Origin of the sequence: Dendrosporobacter quercicolus (assembly GCF_900104455.1) — a bacterium.
Classification (GTDB): domain Bacteria; phylum Bacillota; class Negativicutes; order DSM-1736; family Dendrosporobacteraceae; genus Dendrosporobacter; species Dendrosporobacter quercicolus.
Genome location: NZ_FNHB01000013.1, coordinates 46,136 through 65,719 on the forward strand (window position 1 = coordinate 46,136; position 19,584 = coordinate 65,719).

General features: G+C 50.4%; 15 protein-coding genes and 1 riboswitch. Of the genes, 5 read left to right on the forward strand and 10 right to left on the reverse strand.

Annotated features, from left to right (window positions below):
* Positions 1 to 34: 34 nt before the first annotated feature.
* From BLR06_RS17270 to hypA, 3 genes are read right to left on the reverse strand one after another with little or no spacing between them, the layout of a single operon-like run.
* A complete protein-coding gene (locus BLR06_RS17270) occupies positions 35 to 229 on the reverse strand; it encodes an aspartyl-phosphate phosphatase Spo0E family protein (RefSeq protein ID WP_092074843.1) in 195 nt (64 codons plus the stop codon).
* A gap of 4 nt (positions 230 to 233) precedes the next feature.
* Positions 234 to 893, reverse strand: a complete 660-nt coding sequence (gene hypB / locus BLR06_RS17275) for a hydrogenase nickel incorporation protein HypB (protein ID WP_092074844.1) — start codon at positions 891 to 893, stop codon at positions 234 to 236.
* A complete protein-coding gene (gene hypA / locus BLR06_RS17280) occupies positions 862 to 1,233 on the reverse strand; it encodes a hydrogenase maturation nickel metallochaperone HypA (protein ID WP_092074845.1) in 372 nt (123 codons plus the stop codon). Before hypA ends, hypB begins: the two co-directional genes overlap by 32 nt.
* Positions 1,234 to 1,685: 452 nt before the next feature.
* Between hypA and BLR06_RS17285 the strand changes: the two genes are divergently transcribed.
* Positions 1,686 to 1,907: an alpha/beta-type small acid-soluble spore protein gene (locus tag BLR06_RS17285; RefSeq protein WP_092074846.1), complete on the forward strand. Its 222-nt coding sequence runs from the start codon at positions 1,686 to 1,688 to the stop codon at positions 1,905 to 1,907.
* 56 nt (positions 1,908 to 1,963) lie between these two features.
* On the opposite strand, the gene BLR06_RS17290 is transcribed toward BLR06_RS17285, so the two are convergent.
* From BLR06_RS17290 to BLR06_RS17300, 3 genes are all read right to left on the reverse strand, one after another.
* A complete protein-coding gene (locus BLR06_RS17290) occupies positions 1,964 to 3,319 on the reverse strand; it encodes a DNA polymerase/3'-5' exonuclease PolX (RefSeq protein ID WP_092074847.1) in 1,356 nt (451 codons plus the stop codon).
* A gap of 81 nt (positions 3,320 to 3,400) precedes the next feature.
* Positions 3,401 to 5,362 (reverse strand): penicillin-binding protein, encoded by a 1,962-nt coding sequence (locus BLR06_RS17295; protein WP_092074848.1) that lies wholly within the window; start codon positions 5,360 to 5,362, stop codon positions 3,401 to 3,403.
* Positions 5,363 to 5,577: 215 nt separating this feature from the next.
* Positions 5,578 to 6,549, reverse strand: coding sequence for an HD domain-containing phosphohydrolase (locus tag BLR06_RS17300; RefSeq protein WP_173812933.1), 972 nt, complete (start codon positions 6,547 to 6,549; stop codon positions 5,578 to 5,580).
* Between the two features lie 104 nt (positions 6,550 to 6,653).
* Positions 6,654 to 6,737, reverse strand: a riboswitch (cyclic di-GMP riboswitch).
* Between the two features lie 272 nt (positions 6,738 to 7,009).
* Between BLR06_RS17300 and BLR06_RS17305 the strand changes: the two genes are divergently transcribed.
* Positions 7,010 to 7,456, forward strand: coding sequence for an Lrp/AsnC family transcriptional regulator (locus BLR06_RS17305; RefSeq protein ID WP_092074850.1), 447 nt, complete (start codon positions 7,010 to 7,012; stop codon positions 7,454 to 7,456).
* A gap of 777 nt (positions 7,457 to 8,233) precedes the next feature.
* Here BLR06_RS17305 and BLR06_RS17310 read toward each other — a convergent pair.
* The 4 genes from BLR06_RS17310 to BLR06_RS17325 all read right to left on the reverse strand — a co-directional run bounded on the left by BLR06_RS17310 (position 8,234) and on the right by BLR06_RS17325 (position 12,887).
* Positions 8,234 to 8,569 carry a hypothetical protein gene (locus BLR06_RS17310; RefSeq protein WP_092074851.1) on the reverse strand — a complete coding sequence of 112 codons (336 nt, stop codon included), beginning with the start codon at positions 8,567 to 8,569 and terminating at the stop codon, positions 8,234 to 8,236.
* A 144-nt stretch (positions 8,570 to 8,713) separates the two neighbouring features.
* Positions 8,714 to 9,274: a 3'-5' exonuclease gene (locus BLR06_RS17315; RefSeq protein WP_173812935.1), complete on the reverse strand. Its 561-nt coding sequence runs from the start codon at positions 9,272 to 9,274 to the stop codon at positions 8,714 to 8,716.
* A 468-nt stretch (positions 9,275 to 9,742) separates the two neighbouring features.
* Complete coding sequence (locus BLR06_RS17320) at positions 9,743 to 10,510, reverse strand: amino acid ABC transporter ATP-binding protein (RefSeq protein ID WP_092074853.1); 768 nt, start codon at positions 10,508 to 10,510, stop codon at positions 9,743 to 9,745.
* 13 nt (positions 10,511 to 10,523) lie between these two features.
* A complete protein-coding gene (locus BLR06_RS17325) occupies positions 10,524 to 12,887 on the reverse strand; it encodes a hypothetical protein (protein ID WP_245698213.1) in 2,364 nt (787 codons plus the stop codon).
* Positions 12,888 to 13,059: 172 nt separating this feature from the next.
* On the opposite strand from BLR06_RS17325, the gene ftsH reads away from it, so the two are divergent.
* From ftsH to BLR06_RS17340, 3 genes are all read left to right on the forward strand, one after another.
* A complete protein-coding gene (gene ftsH / locus BLR06_RS17330; RefSeq protein ID WP_092074854.1) occupies positions 13,060 to 14,874 on the forward strand; it encodes an ATP-dependent zinc metalloprotease FtsH in 1,815 nt (604 codons plus the stop codon).
* Between the two features lie 213 nt (positions 14,875 to 15,087).
* Positions 15,088 to 18,132 (forward strand): CheR family methyltransferase, encoded by a 3,045-nt coding sequence (locus BLR06_RS17335; protein ID WP_245698214.1) that lies wholly within the window; start codon positions 15,088 to 15,090, stop codon positions 18,130 to 18,132.
* Positions 18,133 to 18,218: 86 nt separating this feature from the next.
* Positions 18,219 to 19,394, forward strand: a complete 1,176-nt coding sequence (locus BLR06_RS17340; protein WP_245698215.1) for a two-component system sensor histidine kinase NtrB — start codon at positions 18,219 to 18,221, stop codon at positions 19,392 to 19,394.
* Positions 19,395 to 19,584 lie beyond the last annotated feature (190 nt).

Sequence of the window (19,584 nt, forward strand, 5' to 3'; positions counted from 1 at the left end):
AATATCCAGTCCCAGTTGTAAATTTTTACAGCATTTAAAATGCAGCCTTATTATTTGCCTGACTTAACGTAGTTTTGTTGCGTTCATATTTTACAATCAGACTATCCAGATATTCACTAAGTTCGGTGACCTCAGGATCAATAAAATGCCCTTTTTTGACATCAACCAATTCGTGAAGCCGGGTACGAACTTTTTCGATTTCCATTTGTAACTGTCTTAATTCAGACACGCATTTAACACCTCGCCTGTTTTTTTACTTGCGCTCTAAGCCAGTCATACCAATCATCAAGCCCTTCACCCGTACGGCAGGAAACAGCAAGCACACTTGCTGCGCCATTCATTGTTGTAAGATCGTTTATGGCTGATGGCAAATTGAAATCGGTAAAAGGCAGCAAATCTATTTTATTCAGCACAACAGCGTCAGCTTCCCGGAAAATGAGCGGATACTTCTGGGGCTTATCCTCGCCCTCCGTAATACTAAGCACAGTAACCCGGGCCTGCTCGCCAATATCAAATTCGGCAGGACAAACCAAATTGCCGACATTTTCAATAATTACAATATCTAAATCCTCCAAGTCCAGGCAGTCGAGAGCAATGTTGACCATATTGGCATCAAGATGGCAGCCCCCGGCTGTATTAATCTGAACTACCGGCGCACCCTGCATTTCAATCCGCCGGGCATCCCTGTCGGTATATAAGTCCCCCTCAATAACAGCAATTCGCAGCTCACGCCGGAGCGCCGCAATGGTATGTTCCAGAAGGGCCGTTTTACCGCAGCCAGGCGCACCCATAAGATTCAAAGCAAAAACGCCTTTGCTCAAAAGCCGCTTGCCAACCTGGGCCGCCATTGCCTCATTGGCTTCAAGAATATTGGCCATTACCTTTATTTCCATCTTCCACCTCAAACAGATCAACGATAAGTTCACGGCCTGTTAAAACCGTGATGCCGGCTGAACTGCAGCCAGGACAGATAAAGCGGTTTTGCCGGATGTTGAACTGCAATCCACACTGCCCGCAGCGGCCGGTAAGCTCGACAGCAACAATCTCCAGTTGAGCGCCCTCCGCCATCGTGCCTGCCGCCAGCATGGCAAAACCAAATTCCAGCGATTGCGGAACCACCTGGGTCAGTTCCCCCACCAGCAGGCGAATCCGGCGGATGGCGGCCGCGTCTTGCTCAGCAGCCGCAACTAGCACAATATCCAGAATGCTTTGCGCTATCGTCAGTTCATGCATACTGCAGTACCTCAATGAACGGTTTATAAATAACCCAAGGGGGAACCGCAATTCACCTAAACATTTGGCTTAGCCTGCCGTCTTTTTCCGTCCTGCTTCGTTGGCCGAAACGGCATAAGGGCAACAAGGGTTTCAGCCTTCGCTGCGCTCGGTACAAACCGTGTTTTCTTTATCGTAGTCTTGCATATGTCCGATATGCGCGGCTTCTCCGCCTTGCAGGGCAAAAAACCCTCGCATTCTAATCTCAAAATCCAAGTGACTCACGGTACTGGTGTCTTGTAATGCATAACAGTATTATGTACTTCTAGCCAGTTTATTTATTCCCTGCATTCTGGAAAAATTTTATATTGCCCATTAAAGCCATTGCCACTATTTACATAATGCTCGACAGCATAACCTTCCGTTCTTTTGCTGATAATATGATTACAACGATAGCAAGGAGGTGACAAACAATGGCTAGAAGCAATAAACCTGTTAATCCTGGCGCAGCAAACGCCCTTGACAGCATGAAGTATGAAATAGCTTCCGAATTGGGCATCGCTGATACTGTTCGTCAAAACGGCTGGGCTACTATGACATCGGCAGACTGCGGTCGAGTAGGTGGGCATATGGTTCGCCGCATGATTGAGCAATATGAATCCGGCATTGCTGGAACCAGCAATACTCAACAATAATGTTTCAAAAAGGGCGGCTTAGCCGCCCTTTTATTATGTGAAAATCCAGGCCCTGATCAACGTTTACGCCTTAACAACAGCCTGAGCTCCTTAAGACTGCGGGTATTTATAATATCGTTTGCTGTTAAACCGCCTTTACGGGCGGACGCCAAACCATTGTCAAGGTAAGATAATTCGGCGATAGAATGAGCATCAGGATTAACAGCCAGCAGCACCCCGGCGGCTTTGGCCTGCCCGTGCCAGCGCCAATCCAAGTCCAGACGGTTGGGGTTGCAATTTATCTCCAGGATCGTCCCGGTTTGGGCTGCCGCCTCAATGACGGCAGGCAAATCAATGCGAACACCCGCTCTTTTCAGCAACAGCCGGCCGGTAGCATGTCCCAGTATGCTGACATAGCGATTAGACATTGCTTTGATGATTCGCTTGGTCATCGTTTGCTCATCTTGCTTGAAAGCCGAATGGACTGAAGCAATAACAAAATCAAACCCGGCCAGAATATCATCACTATAATCCAGCGATCCATCAGGTTTTATATCACTTTCAATTCCGGCTAAAATAGTAAAATCGCTGGTTGCATTAAGCTGGTCAATCTCGCGGCGCTGCTTTAGTACTGCCGCCGTTTTCAACCCGCCGGCATAAAAAGCCGACTGACTATGGTCGCTAATCCCTAAATAAGCCCAGCCCAGCCGTTGCGCGGCCTGGCGCAAACCGGCAATCGTGTCGCTCCCGTCAGAATAGTCGGTATGAACATGCAAACCGCCTTTCATATCCGCCGCCGTCACCAGCAACGGCAATTTCCCCGCCCGGGCCAGGTCTATTTCGGCATAGCCTTCCCGTAATTCCGGAACAATATACGCAAGCTTTAGCAACCGGCAAAGCTCTTGTTCGTCCCTCAACAATATTTTCTCACCGGTTGCAGCAAACAGTCCCTGCTCACTCCAGCTAAAACCAGCCTGCTTAGCCCAGGCGGCAATTTGCGCGTTATGCGCAGCACTGCCGGTATAATAATACAACGCTGCAAAAAAATCCGGCGGCTCAACTACATGGATGCTTAGCTTGACGCCAACAGTAAGCAGTACACTAAGCCTTGTCAAACTGCGCTCCAGCCTTGTACCGATTCCCGGCAGGGATTGGGCAAAATCAAGAAGATCGTCTCCGGCTGCAGTGCCTGCAACAATATCAATATCGCTCACAGCTTCCAGACAACGCCGGATACTCCCGGCCACAGCAATATGGCCGGCTTTGCTATGCAGACGTAAATATTCGGCGATTTTCTCCGCTAATGGGCGCGCATCTTTCAGCAGCAGCATTGCCTGTGTTTTCTCCACCCTTATCCCCCGCAGTGAAATGATCCGTCCGGGTACCTCACCAGTCGGCTGCTTTAGCAGTCTTCTGCCTCGCTGGATGATCATAGTTTAACGCAGCTGAGGTACCAGTCCCTTATCTGCCGTTATTCTACCGTTTTAAGGCTGACAAGGTACTATCATCTTACCCTAGCGCGGTTCAAAATATACTGTAATTTCATCGCCGGGATTAACAACTGCGTTTGCGGGCAAGCTTTGTTCCACTGCCACGCCGGTACCAACCGGAATTATGCTCAAGCCCAATGCGCTCAACTCATCAGCAGCCTGCCGCATGCTTTTTCCGGTTAAGGACGGAACAGCAACCTTGCCTGGCGGTACGTTGACCGGCGGCGGACTGGCCGGCGGCGGCTCAACCGGTCTGGCTACAGGCGCTGTGTTTTCTCCTTGCGGGATAATATCGAGATATCTTAGGACTTGTCCCAGAATTTCGCTGGCCACTGGCGCAGCGACCTGGCCTCCGTAATACAGACCGTCAGGGTCATCAATAATTACCAAAATTGCGACCTGTGGCTGTTCCACGGGCGCAAAACCGGCAAAAGAGGCAATATAATGCCCGGCCTGATAACCCCGGCCATCTTCCCGCAGTTTTTCGGCAGTGCCTGTTTTTCCTGCAATCCGGTAACCTTTAACAGCAGCCGGCTTGCCGCCGCCTTCGGATACCACCTTTTCTAACAGCATGGTCAGAGTTCGCGCTGTTTCCGGACTGACGGCCTGCCGGACAGGCTGAACCTCAGTAGCGCTGTATACTGAGCCGTCAGTATATTTTATTTCTCTGATAATGTGGGGCTTTACCAGCACACCGTCATTGGCAATCGCAGCAATGGCGGTAATCAGCTGCAGGGGCGTTACCGCGATGCTTTGCCCAATCGACATTGTCGCAATATCGGAAGGACGCATCTCATCAGGATTAAACAGTATTCCTACTTCCTCACCAGGCAGATCAATGCCGGTAGCTTGCCCAAAGCCGAACAGCCGGGCATAGCTCGTCAGCTTGGCTGCCCCCAGCCTCATTCCGACTTCGACAAAACCGGTATTAATAGAATTTTTGATTACATCCAAAAAAGTTATATTCCCGTAGCTTTCATCACTCCAATTCTTAATACGGCGACCGGATACCTCAATAAAGCCGCTGTCCTTAAATCTTTCCTCAGGCCTGACCAGCCCCTCCTGGAGCGCCGCCGCGGCTACGATTGCCTTAAAGGTCGAACCTGGTTCGTACACAACCGATACCGCCCGGTTTTTCCAATCCTTGGCATCATAGCGATAAAAATAGTTAGGATTATAGGTAGGCCGGCTGGTCATAGCCAGAATATCACCGTTGCGGGGATCCATTATAATTACCGCGGCGCTTTGCGCCTTGGTAGTGTCCATTGCCTTATCCAACGCCTTTTCAACAATAAATTGGATATTACTGTCCAGCGTGAGATGAATGCTTTTCCCCTGCCTGGGTGCAGCAAACGTAAATATCGAATGAAATATGGGCAGTCCGCGGTTGTCGGTAATAACGGCTTGCTCCGACAAATCGCCTTTAATAACCTTATCCATCACCAGTTCTATTCCATCCAGCCCCACATCATCAGTGCCGACAAAGCCTAATACCTGAGCCGCCAGACTATCATTAGGATAATAGCGCTTACTCTCTTCCAGAAACCCCAAACCTCTGATATCATGTTCCTGAATAAGCGAGTTCAGCTTTTTTGCAACTTCAGGTTCCAGCATGCGCTGCAGCCAGATAAATCTGCCGCCGCGATCAAGCCGCTCCTTGATCTGCTCCGCTTTCATATCAAGCACCGGGGCCAGCAGAGCGGCAATGGTATCAGCATCTTTATTCAAATGTTCCGGATCGGCATACAAAGACTTGGTTAAACTGCTTATCGCCAGTTCACGCCCTTGACGGTCGTATATGGCGCCGCGCGGCGACTGCAGTGTTTTACGTTCTTTGAGCTGGTTTTGCACTTTGGCCGACAACTGATCGCCATCCACAAACTGAATCCAGGCAATTCGTCCGCCTAACACTAAAATCAATACGAACATGAATGATATAAAAACAGCGATTCTGCGCTGCAGCACAACTCCTGGAGCACCGGGCATAAAACTCAACCTCTCAAAATTATTATATTAGCATATTCGTGCCAAAGGATGATTTTCCCTTTACAAAAATATCCCCTTAATCAGCCAGAAGTCGACCGGCTTTGCAGGGCAATAAAAAAACACCCCGCTCAAACCGCGAAGAAGCACCAAAGAAGGCGATAATAAAATGAGGTGTCTTAGCGCGCTCTTAAAGACACCTCATTTTATTATGCCTTCTATAACTTAAGCTTTTTATCCGCCTGACGGTAGTACATCATTTCAATAAATGCTTTACTGATCGCAGGGTCAAATTGGGAACCCGAACACCGCCGGATTTCCGCAAAAGCCTCCCCCGGCGGATATGACTGCCGGTAACATCGTGCGCTGGTCATGGCATCAAAGGTATCGCACACCGCCAGCATCCGGCTAAACAAAGGAATTTCCAGACCGCTCAACCCTTCCGGATAGCCACTGCCGTCAAACCGCTCATGATGATGGCGAACCGCTCTGGCAATATCCTCAAAACCGTTGATATTGGCCAGGATACTGGCGCCGATTGCAGAATGCTGCTGAATAATAGCAAATTCCTCCGCCGTCAGCCGGCCCGGTTTATTCAGAATATGCTCAGGAATGCCAATTTTCCCGATATCATGAACTAAACCGGCCAAATACACCCGCCCAACGATATGCTGGCCCATGCGCATATACTGGGCCAGTTCCAGCATAAGTTCGGCTACGCCCTCGCTATGTTCCTTTGTATAGGAGTCGCGGGCGCCGATTGCCTCCGCAAAGGACCTGATGATACTCAGGTTGATATTATCCAGATTGGCTTCAATTTTTTTGTATCTGTCAATATCAACATAATCGGCCAATACGTATTCCAGCTTTCCGGCCTCACCGGCGATAAGATAGGTATTGGTCAAAAACCATTTGTTGCGGCCTTGCACCGACAAATAACATTCCCGCCTGATCAGTTCTTTGCCAACCTTCATTGTCTCAATTAAAGGACTGTGTAATTGTCCGGATATAGGATGTTTCTTTTGCTGCTGAATGACATCACATAATGAACTCCCAATAAAATCAACCTGCTCTTGCGCAAGCCATTGACAAATTGATTCGTTGGCGTAAATCACCGTATAATTGTGATCAATCATCAACCACCCCTGGCTCGAACCCGAGTCTATCACTTCAAGAATTTTCTCTCTCACAGCGCCGGCGCCTCCATCTTTTGTAGATAGGAACATAAAAAAGACCAGTGCTAAGCCCTGGTCTTCTGATCTCCATCCATGCAAACATCTCAGCACTTGGCTAAAATGGCGGCTTGGCGGTCATAGACAACGTCCTTAGACCCATAGCTTTGCGTCCTTGCCTTTCAGCAAGTTTGCCTAAATATTTAAAATTCAGCATAATAGTATGGCAGAACAACTCGTATCCTGACATTAATTGTAGAATATTACCATAATAATTGTCAATATTTTTAATTTTACCATTTCCCCCAGTTAGTGGGATATGCTTATTTCTCCGCCAGTGCCGCTTACCTGTTAAACGATCAAGCCGGTGCTGAAAAAGTGGCACAGGGACTTAGCCCCGCTATAAAATAAGATTGAAAAGAGCAGAAAAACATATTAAGATAAATTCAGATAAATAAAGGCTGGAATGGTGATAAAGATGGATGCTGTTGATATTAGAATATTAAAGCTGCTGCAAAGAAATGCCCGGAGTACAATATCCGACCTGAGCACTGGTGTCGGCATGTCAATGCCGGCCGTCAGCGAACGCTTAAAAAAACTCGAAGCATCGGGAATTATTAAGCAATATTGCGCTATTTTGAATCCGCAGCTCTTAAATAAGCAGCTTATGGCTCTTATGTTCATCAGTTTGGAACATCCGCGTTTTCATGATTCGTTCGCCGATTTTGTTAAACAGGAGACGGAGGTTCAGGAATGTTATTCCATTGCCGGTGATTATGACTACTCCCTGAAAGTTATCACGGCAAATACGCTTTCGCTCGAACAGTTGCTAAACAAGATTAAAACCTTGCCGGGCATTCAAAAAACAAAAACAATTGTAGTATTATCGACCATTACTGACCGCCCGTCGGTTACACCTGATTGAGCGGCCGCCTTGCCATGAACGCCGCGGCCCTAACCGAATCTGCACGGGAGTTTGTTCGGATATAACCGGCAGTCTGCCCGCGCCGGCAGTAAGCAAAATCAACTTATGCCTGCGGTCAGTTCTCCGCAGAACGCAAAACGCCGCTACAGAAATCAATCTGCAGCGGCGTTTGCACAAGGCGGATGTATTAAGCTATCAGCAAGTTGGTGAACAGTCATCCTCGTTGCAGAAGAAAATCAACAGGATAATGATAATAATAATGATCCACCAACTACCTTTGCCACCGCCACCACCAAAGCGACCAAATCCCATTACGACTCCTCCTTTGGAGTTAATTTATTTTGGCTACCGTATCCTATGATGCTGGCGGCATAGTTGCTACTCACCGGCAATAAAATTATCATGTTGCAACCGCTGTCGGGCACAACTTCCGGCAGCTTGCCACAAGCAGGACAGACCTTGCTGTCAGTCTTAACCGGCGCTTGCTTTATGGTAAACTTTTTGCCTGTCAATGCATAGGATATGGTAAACCAGATAGGAGGAGTTAATATGATGACATGGGCGATCGTCATAGTAATCATATTAGCCTTGTTGTCAAATTTTTGGATTTGGCTTATTCTTGCAGTTCTGGCAATTGTTTTCTGGCTGTTTTATAGAGAGTTGTTTTAGCGGGCCGCGCCGAGATGCCAGCCGCAGCTGATTTGGGCAGACAAGGCAAGCTGCCTCATAATATTAGGAACCCATAGTCTCCGGCAGCCAGCCGGAGACTATGGGTTCCTAATCATGTAAATTGGGTGTACCGGTAGACTCTTGCATTTTCCTGATGGCTGCTACCTCAATATCAATGATCCAGCCAATAAGCACTGCCGGGATAAAAGCCTTCCGCCAGCCTAAAATATCCTTGATATGCTGAATTGCCAAACGTCGTTTTTCCGAATTCTCCATACTATCGGCAAACTTATCAAGTTCAAAAATTATACTCCGGATATTCTCTTTGAGCTTGCTTTCCGGAAGCCTGCTAAACAGCACAAATAGCGTCATTGCCAAAGCATTGGCCGCCAGCAGCGCTCCGCCAGTCCAGATAAAAAATTGTAGCTCACTGGAAAACGGCATGCAAATGCGCCCTCCCTTGTTAACATTGCTTCTATATTATGTTATGCCAGCCGGCTAGCTGATGCTATCCCGCCCGGAAATTTGCTCAGCACATAAAAACAACACCTGCGGCTAAATGCCGCAGGCGTAAATGCAGAACCCAGTTTAATATTCGCCGCTAAAAAGATCTATAGCTTTAGGCCCGGCTTTAGCGGCCACACGATAAATTTCGACGTTTGCCGGGCCGGCCCGCAGAATAATTTCAGCGCAGGCATTGGCGTCGCTAGCTGCGTCATGATGATTCAGGGGAATGTTCAGGTAAGCGGCAACGGTTGAAAGCTTGTGATTTCTTAGCTTTGGCCAGGCTTTTCGCGCGGTTTCCACTGAATCAATGACGTAAAGCTCGGGAACTGGCAATTGATAATAGTCAAGCGTTTCCGTTAACACGGTGATATCGAATTCCGCATTATGCGCCGCCAAAATCTGATACTCAACATAAGGTTTGACTTCCGTCCAAATATCAGCGAAAACAGGCTGATCCTTAACCATGCGGTAAGTAATCCCATGCAAGTCCGAAAAGGTAAAAACTTTCGACGGAGGTTTGATCAACCAGGATTTTCTGGCAACAATTTTGCCGTCGCTTACCACAGCCACCCCTAACTGGCAGGCGCTATTGCTTTGATGGTTGGCTGTTTCAAAATCAATTGCGGTAAAACTTTCACGCACGTTTATCCTCCCCTTTGCCTGATTTTAAAAAAGCGGTAATTCAGACCAGCCTTTCAGGCAATTGAACCTGCGGCGAAAAGCAATACTACATATTTCCTTATTATTTATCGAATTTCCTGTGCGGCCAGTAAATAAAATTCCGGGGGGCGCTGCTGGTTAAATTGTCTTACCTTAAGCCAAAGGAGCCGGCCGCCGTCTACCGCTTGCCGCTCCTTACCCGGGAGGACGTCATTCGTGAAAAAAGCGCATGGGATACTCTTTCTGGCGGGGTTCGCTGGTTGTCCTGGCGGAAGCTTCTCGGCCTTTGGCAGCTAAAGCAGCATAGCATTATACAACAATCGTCCGCCGGCTGTGCTGTCCGGCGGACGATTGTTGTTCAGTGATGCAATTACAAAATGCCCGGATGTTAACAAGCATTCATTCCATACACCCACGGAGCGCGACCCGGTGCTGCCGTTTGAGCGCTGACTAGTCATTGCCGTACAGGCTTTGCGCACTGGTATTCATCTGGTATTCAATCAGTTCCTTATATTTTCCGCCAATTTCCGAAACCGGCCGGACAAACACCCGCGAAGGTTCGCCTTCCTCCACAATACTGCCTTGATCCATTAGCACGATCCGGTCAGCTACCCGCAGCGCAAACGGCAGCTCATGAGTTACCACAATCATGCCGCTGGCCCGGTTGCGGGCCAAGTCCTCCATGACGACCAGCACTTCCCGCACCAAAATGGGATCAAGAGAGGCCGTAGGCTCATCCCACAGCATAAGCTCGGGCTCATAGGCCAAAGCCCTGGCAATGCCGACCCGCTGCTGCTGACCGCCGGACAACTCCCCCGGCTTATGCTGCAAATGACTCTCCAAGCCAACCTTGGTCAGCGCTTCAACCGCCTTATCCCGGGCGGTGTCCTGCTGCATTCCGCTCATCACCATGCCCAGCATAACATTTTCCAAAGCAGTTAAACGGCCAATCAGGTTAAAGTGCTGAAAAACAAAGCCAATGCGTTTGCGGACATCGCGCAGCTCATCCGCATTCAGCCCAATCACATTGACGCCGTTAAGCAGGACAGAGCCTTCGTCAGGCTCAATCAGGCGGTTGATGACGCGGATAGCTGTCGACTTACCGCAGCCTGACGGTCCCATCAGCACGACTGTTTCCCCTTTGCCGACCGTAAGACTGAATTGCCGGACAGCGACCAAACTGCCAAATTGTTTATAGAGATTTTGTACAGTAAGCATATTCTCACCTTGCCTATTTAAATTTCATCTTACGCTGATTAAGCTTTTGCAGCAGGCCGGGCCGGCTGCTGGGAATGACAATTTCCCGCATAATCTCATCAAAGGACAATCCGAGGGCCTCCCCGGCAGTCACCTCATCCACAGCAACAGGGCTGATTTTTTCGGCGTTGTTGGCCACCAATAATCCGAGCAGAGCGCCAATGACCGGAACGCCAAGCCAGGGCAAATAAGGGATTCCGCCTCCGGACAGGACAAACATGGCGGTCATTAACAGCGCGCCGGTAAGCATGCCATAAAAGCATTCACGCGCCGCAAACACATTTCTTATCCTTTGGAGCAGCCGAAACTTCCGCTTGGGCTGCGGCGCTTGCCTTATCATGCGATTGCGGCGAATAACGCTCATAATCGCGGCATGATCCAGAACTAAGAATAAAATAACGGCAATAATGGAAATCAGGCCGGCCAAAATGGATTTTACCTGTCTTAAAATGATCATAACCTCAGCCCGGGGGTCCGGTTCAATGATTCCCAGATCGGAGGTATATAAGGATAAATTCGTATGCCCTGCCTCACGGTAAATGACCGGTGCTGCAAAATCGGTGGTGACCGCACTGCTGGTCATTATTTGAATACGCTGACTGGGAATTACCTGACCGGCGATAAACTGATCCAAGAGCTTTATCGAGCTGCTGATCTCGGCATCCTGCAAAAGGGGCACGCTTGCACCCAGATATTGCAGCTGCTCGGCAACCGCCGTTGCATTAAACTGCTCAAATTGGACCAGCCGGCCGCCGGCCGCCGCCAGCGTCTGCCTTGCCCCGTTGACGTCAAATGACCGTAAACTGCGGACAGTGCTATTGCCGTTGACAACAATACTGTCAATGGCGTCCCTCGCCTGCCTGCCATCGTTCGCCACCTGATCGAGCGCACTCATTCCCGCCTGTAAGTGCTCAATGCTTTGCCGGGTTTGCGTCAACCCGGCAATTGAATTTTCAACATCCGGACTGAGGACCCGGACAACCTGCAGAGTAGTCAAAAGACCGCCCAGGGCCCGGGAGGAATTCCCCAGCTGGGTCTGGATCGCCGTAGTATCCAGATTAGCCAGGCCGCTGGTCGCCGCCTGAATGGTGCTGCTGGCACTGTCCAGACTGGTCAGCGTCCGCTCTACCGTTTCCAGACTGCTGTTGTAGTTGCTCAGCGCAGTACCGGCAATGCCTGCCATACGCTGAGCATCGCGGGAAAGCTCGGGAATTTGCACCGCCAGCTTAGAGGTCTCATTCAGGGCATCCCCTAACCGCTGACGGGGATTGTTCTCCTCAGCGGTACCGGCAGATGCGCCTATTTCTTTATCGGCCGCCAGATAAGCCTGTGGATTGGCAGCCAGCTGTATGGCGCTGCCCTGGACAATCCGGCCTTCAGCAACCCCGTTGTCAGTGATTGCCGTCACCTCGACCAAAACGTGGTCGGCTTCAAGTGTATCGCCGGGAACAGGCGCATTCAAAGCCGCCCCCTGAAAAACCAGGAGCTGCCCGGTCGCCAGGACAATGCCGGGCGCCGGCCTAATGGTAACTTTAGTGGCATAAGCATTTAAAAACCGTTTTAACTCCAGCATAGTATTCGCCAGATAAGCCCGATCCTGATTATTGCTGTCCACAGACACGCTTTCCGCGTAACCTGCGTCCGCCCTGATGGCATCGGCAATCTGCCCGCCTAAGTGAACCGGGTTTTCAGGTTCACTGCCAACCGGAAAAGCGATATCAATAATTTTGTACTGCCTAAGCAGCGCTTCAACTTCAGTATTAACAGCATTCGCCTGCTCAAGCGACCTGAGAATTGCCGTCACGGATGCGCCGTCGCGAAAAGCAAACTGCACACCGTCAATTTGCCTAATTTGCTCGATAACCAAGTCCCGCGCTCCTTCCGGCACTCCTTTAACGGTTAGGCGCGGCTCGGTCATGATACTAATGCCTGAACGTCCGGGCACACTGCCAAACGTTGTGCCGATGTTCTCATAAGTCTGCTTATTTTTAAACTCTTCCGGCAAGCCCACCAGAAAACTGGTCAGACCGCTTATGGTCGGGCCTTCCTTCAGTTTGGCTCCCGGAAAGACCTGGGCAATAATTTTTTCCAGCTGGGCCCGGCCGTCTGCTTTCGTTTCTTCCCGGATGTTGATTAAAAAGTCAAATTCGCCGTAATCGCCAACCAGGCTGGATATCGTTTCGGAAAAGTAGCTGTCAGCCGACATTGCCGCCAGTCCGGCCAGTGTGGCGCCAAGCGCCACACTGAAGATCAGCAGCACCACCACATCGCGATTAAACGAATTGGCAAAGAAGGTTCTCACCATCATCCTGCGAACTATGATTAGTTTATTTCTCACTATGCTCCTCCTCTTAAGCCGCCGCACCGGCCTGTCGCCATACTAAAGTATCTGCAGGATGACGGCTTATTAGTCATAGCGCCGATAAGCTACGAATCCTAACGACAATATCATAACAAAACCGCCAGTGGATATAATAGTACCAGAAGATTTCTGCAACAGGAGGAACGCTGTGAATAATAAGCAACGGAATTTTTCCGCCGGTTTTCTTTTCGTCGCGCTTTTGCTGGCTTGGCTGTTCAATGATCTCATCTATAAGCCGCTAATTATTCGCGAAACCGAAGTTAGTTACAATGTTTTTCTGGCAAACTTAAACGAAGGAAAAATTGATCACGTTATTCTGACAACAGACCGCATTATCTTTTATCTTAAAGCCACTGAAACACAACCGGAAACGCTCGCAAATGTAGTGCCGGTAAACGATCCCGACTTGACTGACCGGTTGATTGCCGCAGGGGTGGAGTTTTCAGCCCAGGCGCAAACCCAAAGCTTGTTTACCGCCCTGTTCGGCTGGCTGCTCCCCCTGCTGCCGTTATTTCTCATCTGGTACTTCATTGCCAAGCGGATGGGCGGGGCCGGCCCAAACGCCATGTCCTTCGGGAAAAGCAAAGCCCATGAAATTGAAGGTGAAATGATCGGGGTAAAATTTGATGATGTCGGGGGTGTTGGTGAAGCGGAGGTTGAACTGCGGGAAGTGATAGAGTATCTGAAAACGCCGGACAAGTTCACCCGCATCGGCGCTAAGCTGCCAAAAGGAATTTTACTCGCCGGTCCGCCCGGCACCGGCAAAACCCTGCTCGCAAAAGCAACCGCCGGTGAAGCCGGAGTACCTTTTTTCTTTCTGACAGGCTCCAGTTTTGTCGAAATGTTTGTCGGCGTCGGCGCTTCAAGAGTGCGGGACCTTTTCCAGCAGGCGCAGAAAAAAGCGCCCTGCATCATTTTCATTGACGAAATTGATGCAATCGGCCAAGCCCGTTCAAATATCGGACGAATTGGCGGGAATAGCGAACAGGAGAACACGCTCAACCAGCTGCTGGCGGAAATGGACGGCTTTAAAGCCAATTCGGGCGTAGTCATTATGGCTGCCACCAACCGCCCGGAAATTCTTGATCCGGCTTTAGTACGGCCGGGCCGCTTTGACCGGCAGATACAGGTAACCCTGCCGACTGAGCCAGGCCGCTTGCAAATACTCAAAATCCACACCCGGAGCATGCCGCTGAGCGATCAGGTCAGCCTTGAACGGCTGGCCAAAGTAACCGCCGGCTTTTCCGGCGCAGAACTGGCGAATATCGCCAACGAAGCTTCCCTGCTGGCCGTCCGCCGCAACTCGGGCACCATTACCATGACTGATTTTGACCTGGCCATTGAACGGATTGTGGCCGGCTTGCAGCGAAAAACACCGCTTTCGGAAGACATTCGCCGGAAAGTGGCTTTTCACGAAGTGGGTCATGCGCTCACCGCCTATTATTTACCGGGAACCGACCCCGTCCATAAAGTCAGCATCATTCCAACCGCCAAGGGAGCTCTGGGCTATACGCTGCAAATGCCTGAAGAAGAGCGCTATCTTATCGGCGAAAGCGAATTAAAGTCCCGTCTGGCCGTAATGCTTGGCGGGCGGGCGGCTGAACTGATCATCTTCAAAGAAGCCTCCACCGGCGCATCCAATGACCTGGAGCGCGCCACGGAAATGGCGCGCCGGATGATTACCGAATTCGGCATGTCCGCCAAACTGGGACCGGTGCGCTATGCCGCCGCCGCCGGCAATTACCTGTCAAGCGGCGTTACCGGACGAAATGACTTAAGCCCCGCCACCATTGCCTGTATTGATGAGGAAATCCGCCTGTTCTTAAATGAAGCCCACGAAACGGCAACCCGGGTTTTAACCGACCACCCGGAGGTTTTGCAGCAGGCGGCGCAGTTTCTCACCGACCAGGAAGTCATCTCCGGCGATCAGCTGGCCGCTATTGCCAACACACCGGCTAAATAGAAACGGCCTGATACAGAAGTCAGCCTTCTTCTGCCTCAGGCCGTTTTTCATTCTAGAAATTACTTCCAGCACCCGGCAGGAATCCCCCCAACACTGCTAGAACGTGTAGGTAGTTGACAAGCTTTGTAGTATTTTGTCTTGTGCCGCTGGTGGCTGCTACTCTAGTGTATCGCCGCCATAAGCGCCACACGATTATTTGAGAGGAGAACAGTCTTGGGAAAAAGTAATACCAACGATAAAATCCTCCACCGGCGTTTTCGTAGACACCTCGCCATATCGACGGCAAAGACTGCAAAAACTGCAAAAACTGTTTTGAGAACTGGTCATACTGCCGGCAATCAACCGGAACAGCAATGTCGGATTGTCGGCATCGGCGCCTCGGCCGGCAGCCTTCAGGCCCTGATTCAGTTGTTTGAAGCTATGGCGGAAACCACCGGCATGGCTTTTGTCGTAATCCAACAGCCGGATGCCGGCAATGACAGCACTTGGGCCAATATTTTAGCGAGCGCCACAGCCCTGCCTGTCAGCGAAGTACTGTTGAACGCCGTTGTCCGGCCCAACCATATTTACGTTATTGCCCCAGGCGCAATACTATCGGTTTCGCGCGGAATGCTGACCGCCGCACCGCCAAAAGACGGCGAACAACAATATCCACCCATAGATTCTTTTTTCGAATCTTTGGCCCGGGATAAGGGCAATCAGGCACTTGGCATCATTTTATCCGGCGACGGCGCGGACGGCGCCCAGGGCTTGAAAGCGATAAAAAACGCCGGCGGCATTACCTTCACTCAGGCGCCAGCGGCGGAAACCGGCAGCATGCCGCGTAACGCAACCGCTGACAAAATGGTGGACTTTGTCCTGACGCCAACCGAAATTGCCTTAAAACTGGCGCTCCTCGGTCAAGCCGATGCTAGCGCCGCGACGGCAAAAACCACTGAGCTGTTTCCTGACCAAACCGAAAATCTGAACATAATTGTAAGCCTGCTGTGCAAGGTTAGCGGCGTTAACTTCACCGAATATAAGCTGCTTACGATAAAACGTCGTATCATGCGCCGAATGGGTCTGCTTAACATAGACCGGCTGGACGATTATATCGCTTATCTTCGGCAAAACGACAGGGAACTTGCCGCCCTGCACCAGGATATGCTCATCAATATCACGAAATTTTTTCGTGATCCGCATAGCTTTGATGCCTTAAAAACCACCGTTTTTCCCCTACTGCTTAGCAGCACTGCCGCCAGCGCCCCCATCCGGCTGTGGGTACCCGGGTGCTCAACCGGAGAGGAGGCCTATTCACTGGCTATCGCTTTGCTGGAATATCTGGAAGACAAATCCGTCCACAGGCAAATTCAGATATTTGCCACCGATATCAACGAATCGGTGATCACCAAAGCCAGGGCTGGAATTTACCCCCAGTCAATTGCCGCCGATATTTCCTCCAGCAGGCTCAGCCGCTTTTTTATTGAAGTAGAGCAGGGCTATCAGGTCAGTAAGAGTATTCGCAACATTTGCTTATTCGCCAGACAGGACATCGGACAGGACCCGCCTATTTCCCGGGTAAGCTTCATCAGCTGCCGCAATGTCATGATCTATTTCGGATTGGCGCTGCACCGGCGAGTTTTTCCGATTTTCCATTACGCCCTTAACCCCAATGGCTTTCTAATGCTGGGGCCGTCGGAATCGATTGGCCTGTTTGCCGACTTATTCGACCTGGTAGATAAAAAGCACCGGATTTATACGAAAAAATCGATTGCCCCCCCGATGCTGTTTGATTTTACTATGGCTCAGCCCGCAGCTGCAAGCCAAAGCCACAGCAGGGATGAGCAGGAAATTATAAACGGCAGTTCGTGGCTTGAAGTAAAAAAAGAAGCCAACCGGATTGTACTCGGCAAGTATACCCCCCCTGGCGTCATTATTAACAGCAAGCTGGATATTATCCAGTTCCGGGGCCGGACCGGCGCCTATCTTGAGCCGGCTTCCGGCATGCCGAGCGTAAACCTGCTCAAAATGGCCCGGGATGGGTTGCTTGCCGGCCTGCGCGCGGCTGTTCAGCAGGCCAAGAAGGATAATTCCCTGGTTAGCAAAGAAGGCCTGTGCGTCCTTGAGAATGGGCATTCCCTCCTGGTCAATATCGATGTTATTCCCCTCAAAGGTTCGTTCCAAAAAGGCGAATTTTTTCTGATATTATTCAAGACAGCCGGTTCACAGCCGATATACAACCGCCGGCCTGGCAATCACGCTCTGCCTCGGGAATCTGATCAGCAGCCGGTGGCTGATGATGAGATTCTGCGCCTCAAACAGGAAATCACCGTAACCAAGGAGTACCTGCAATCAATCATTGATCAGCACGAAGCCGCTAACGATGACCTCCGATATGCGAACGAGCAGGTACAGTTGAGCAACGAAGAGCTGCAGAGCATGAATGAGGAGCTGGCAACCGCCAAAGAAGAGCTTCAGTCGACGAACGAAGAGCTGATGACCCTAAACGAGGAACTGGGAACCCGCAATAGCGAGTTGAACCATGTCAACAACGATATGGTCAATCTGCTGTCCAGCATTCACGTTCCGGTTCTAATCCTAAATGGCGATTTACGCATAAAACGATTCAATTCAGTTGCCGAAAAGGTCTTCAACCTGATTGGGGCCGATGTCGGACGGCCGATCAACAATATCAAGCCGAACATCCATATTCCCGATCTGGAACAGGCCTGCCTGGAGGTAATCGATACGCTAAAAAGCAGGGAGCAGGAAGTTCAGGACCGGTGGGGCCGCTGGTATTCCATGCAGATACGACCCTATCGGACCACGGATAACAAAATTGATGGCGTAATTATTACTTTCGCCGATATTGACGTCATTAAACAAAGTCTTAAAATCGCGCAGGAATTGCGCGAACATGCCGAGGCCATTGTAGAAACAGTGCGACAGCCGCTGCTGGTTCTAAACGCCGACCTGGAGTTGGAAACCGCCAACAAGGCCTTTTATCAGCTCTTTGGTCTAACCGCTGAGGCAATGGCCGGCCGGTCAATCTTCCAAATTAAGAACGGTCAGTGGGCCATCCCCCAACTGCACACCATGCTGATTGATATTCTGAAGCACGACAAGTCGTTCGAGGATTTTGCGGCCAGTTGCGAGCTCCCCGGCATCGGCAGCCAAAAAATGCTGATCAATGCCCGCCGGATGGTCAACCCGCAAAACAAGGCCTTGTTGATTCTTATGGTATTTGAAATGATTGCCGCTCAGGCGGCTAAACCTTGATGTCGGCCCAGGCCAATAGTGGATAATGCAAGGGTGCTCAGCAGCGCCGGGTAAAAGAGATTGACCCGGCGCGCAGGAGGAGACATGTGGCTCGATTAGATATAAAACGCAAACGCGTTGCCCTGACAAGGGAATTGGCGCGGCTGAAACATGATCTGCAGGCCCGGGAACTGGATCTGGAAATCCAGTGCCGGGCAATGCAGGATACACTCGGCGAACTGGAAGAATCCCGCAGCCGTTATGCCGAGCTTTATGATTACGCGCCGGTTGGCTATCTGACGTTTGACGCTAAAGGCTGCATAACTGAAATCAACCTTACTGGTGCGGCAGTATTAGGCATGGAACGTACCCGTCTCATTGGCATGCCTATGTCTGTTTTTATTGACAAAGGAAGCTGCCAGCTTTTCTTTACCCATCTGCGGTCCTGCCGGTTGACCGGAAAAAAAGTGACCACCGAAGTAAAGCTGGCACCCAAAAACGCTGCGCCCATCCATGCGCAGATCATCAGTATGCCGCTGCCGGGCGGCAAAGGCTATGGATCACAATATCGGTCAATTATAGCCGATATCACTGAACGCAGGCATATGGAACAAGAGATGTTGCGCATGGACCGGTTAAATCTGATTGGCGAAATGGCCGCCGGCATTGCTCACGAAATCAGGAACCCGATGACGACGGTGCGCGGTTTCTTACAGACCTTTATGCGCCGGCAGGAGTTTGCGCATATCCAGTCGCAGCTGGATCTGATGCTCACGGAGCTGGACAGAGCGAATGCTATCATTACCGAGTATCTCTCCCTCGCCCGGAACAAACCTGTCGATCAGTCACTGCAAAGCCTCAATAAGATTGTCGCCGATCTGCTGCCATTGATGGAGTCAGATGCACTGCTTCACGCCAAGTGGGTTGTTGCCGAATTGCCGGACAGCCTGCCCGAATTACGGCTTGACGCCCAGGAAATACGTCAGCTTCTCTTAAATTTGGTCCGAAACGGCTTGGAAGCGATGGCGCCCGGCGGTCGTATAACGCTGAGGACTGCCGTCGAAGACAACCAGGTAGTGTTATTCATCCAAGACCAGGGTCCGGGTATCCCGGCGGAAGTACTGCCGAAATTGGGCACGCCCTTTGTAACAACCAAAGAAGACGGCACTGGGCTGGGGCTGCCGATATGCTACAGCATCGCGCAACGGCATCATGCCCAAATAGAAATTGAGACAGGAAATTGCGGCACAACCTTTATCGTGAAATTCCCGTATCCTAAATAGCTTTGCTCGCCCCTGTGCTACAAAAATCTTTTTTTCCATGCTGCCGTGCAATCTGTAAAGGAGAATGGTTGTCCATTAACAGCACAGGCATAAAGTTAAAACCCGTACTTTCGGCTCTTATTTAAATTTGCTCAGCTAACTTTCCTGTCTTCATCGGGAAATAGCTGAAGTAACAGGCTCATGCAGGGGT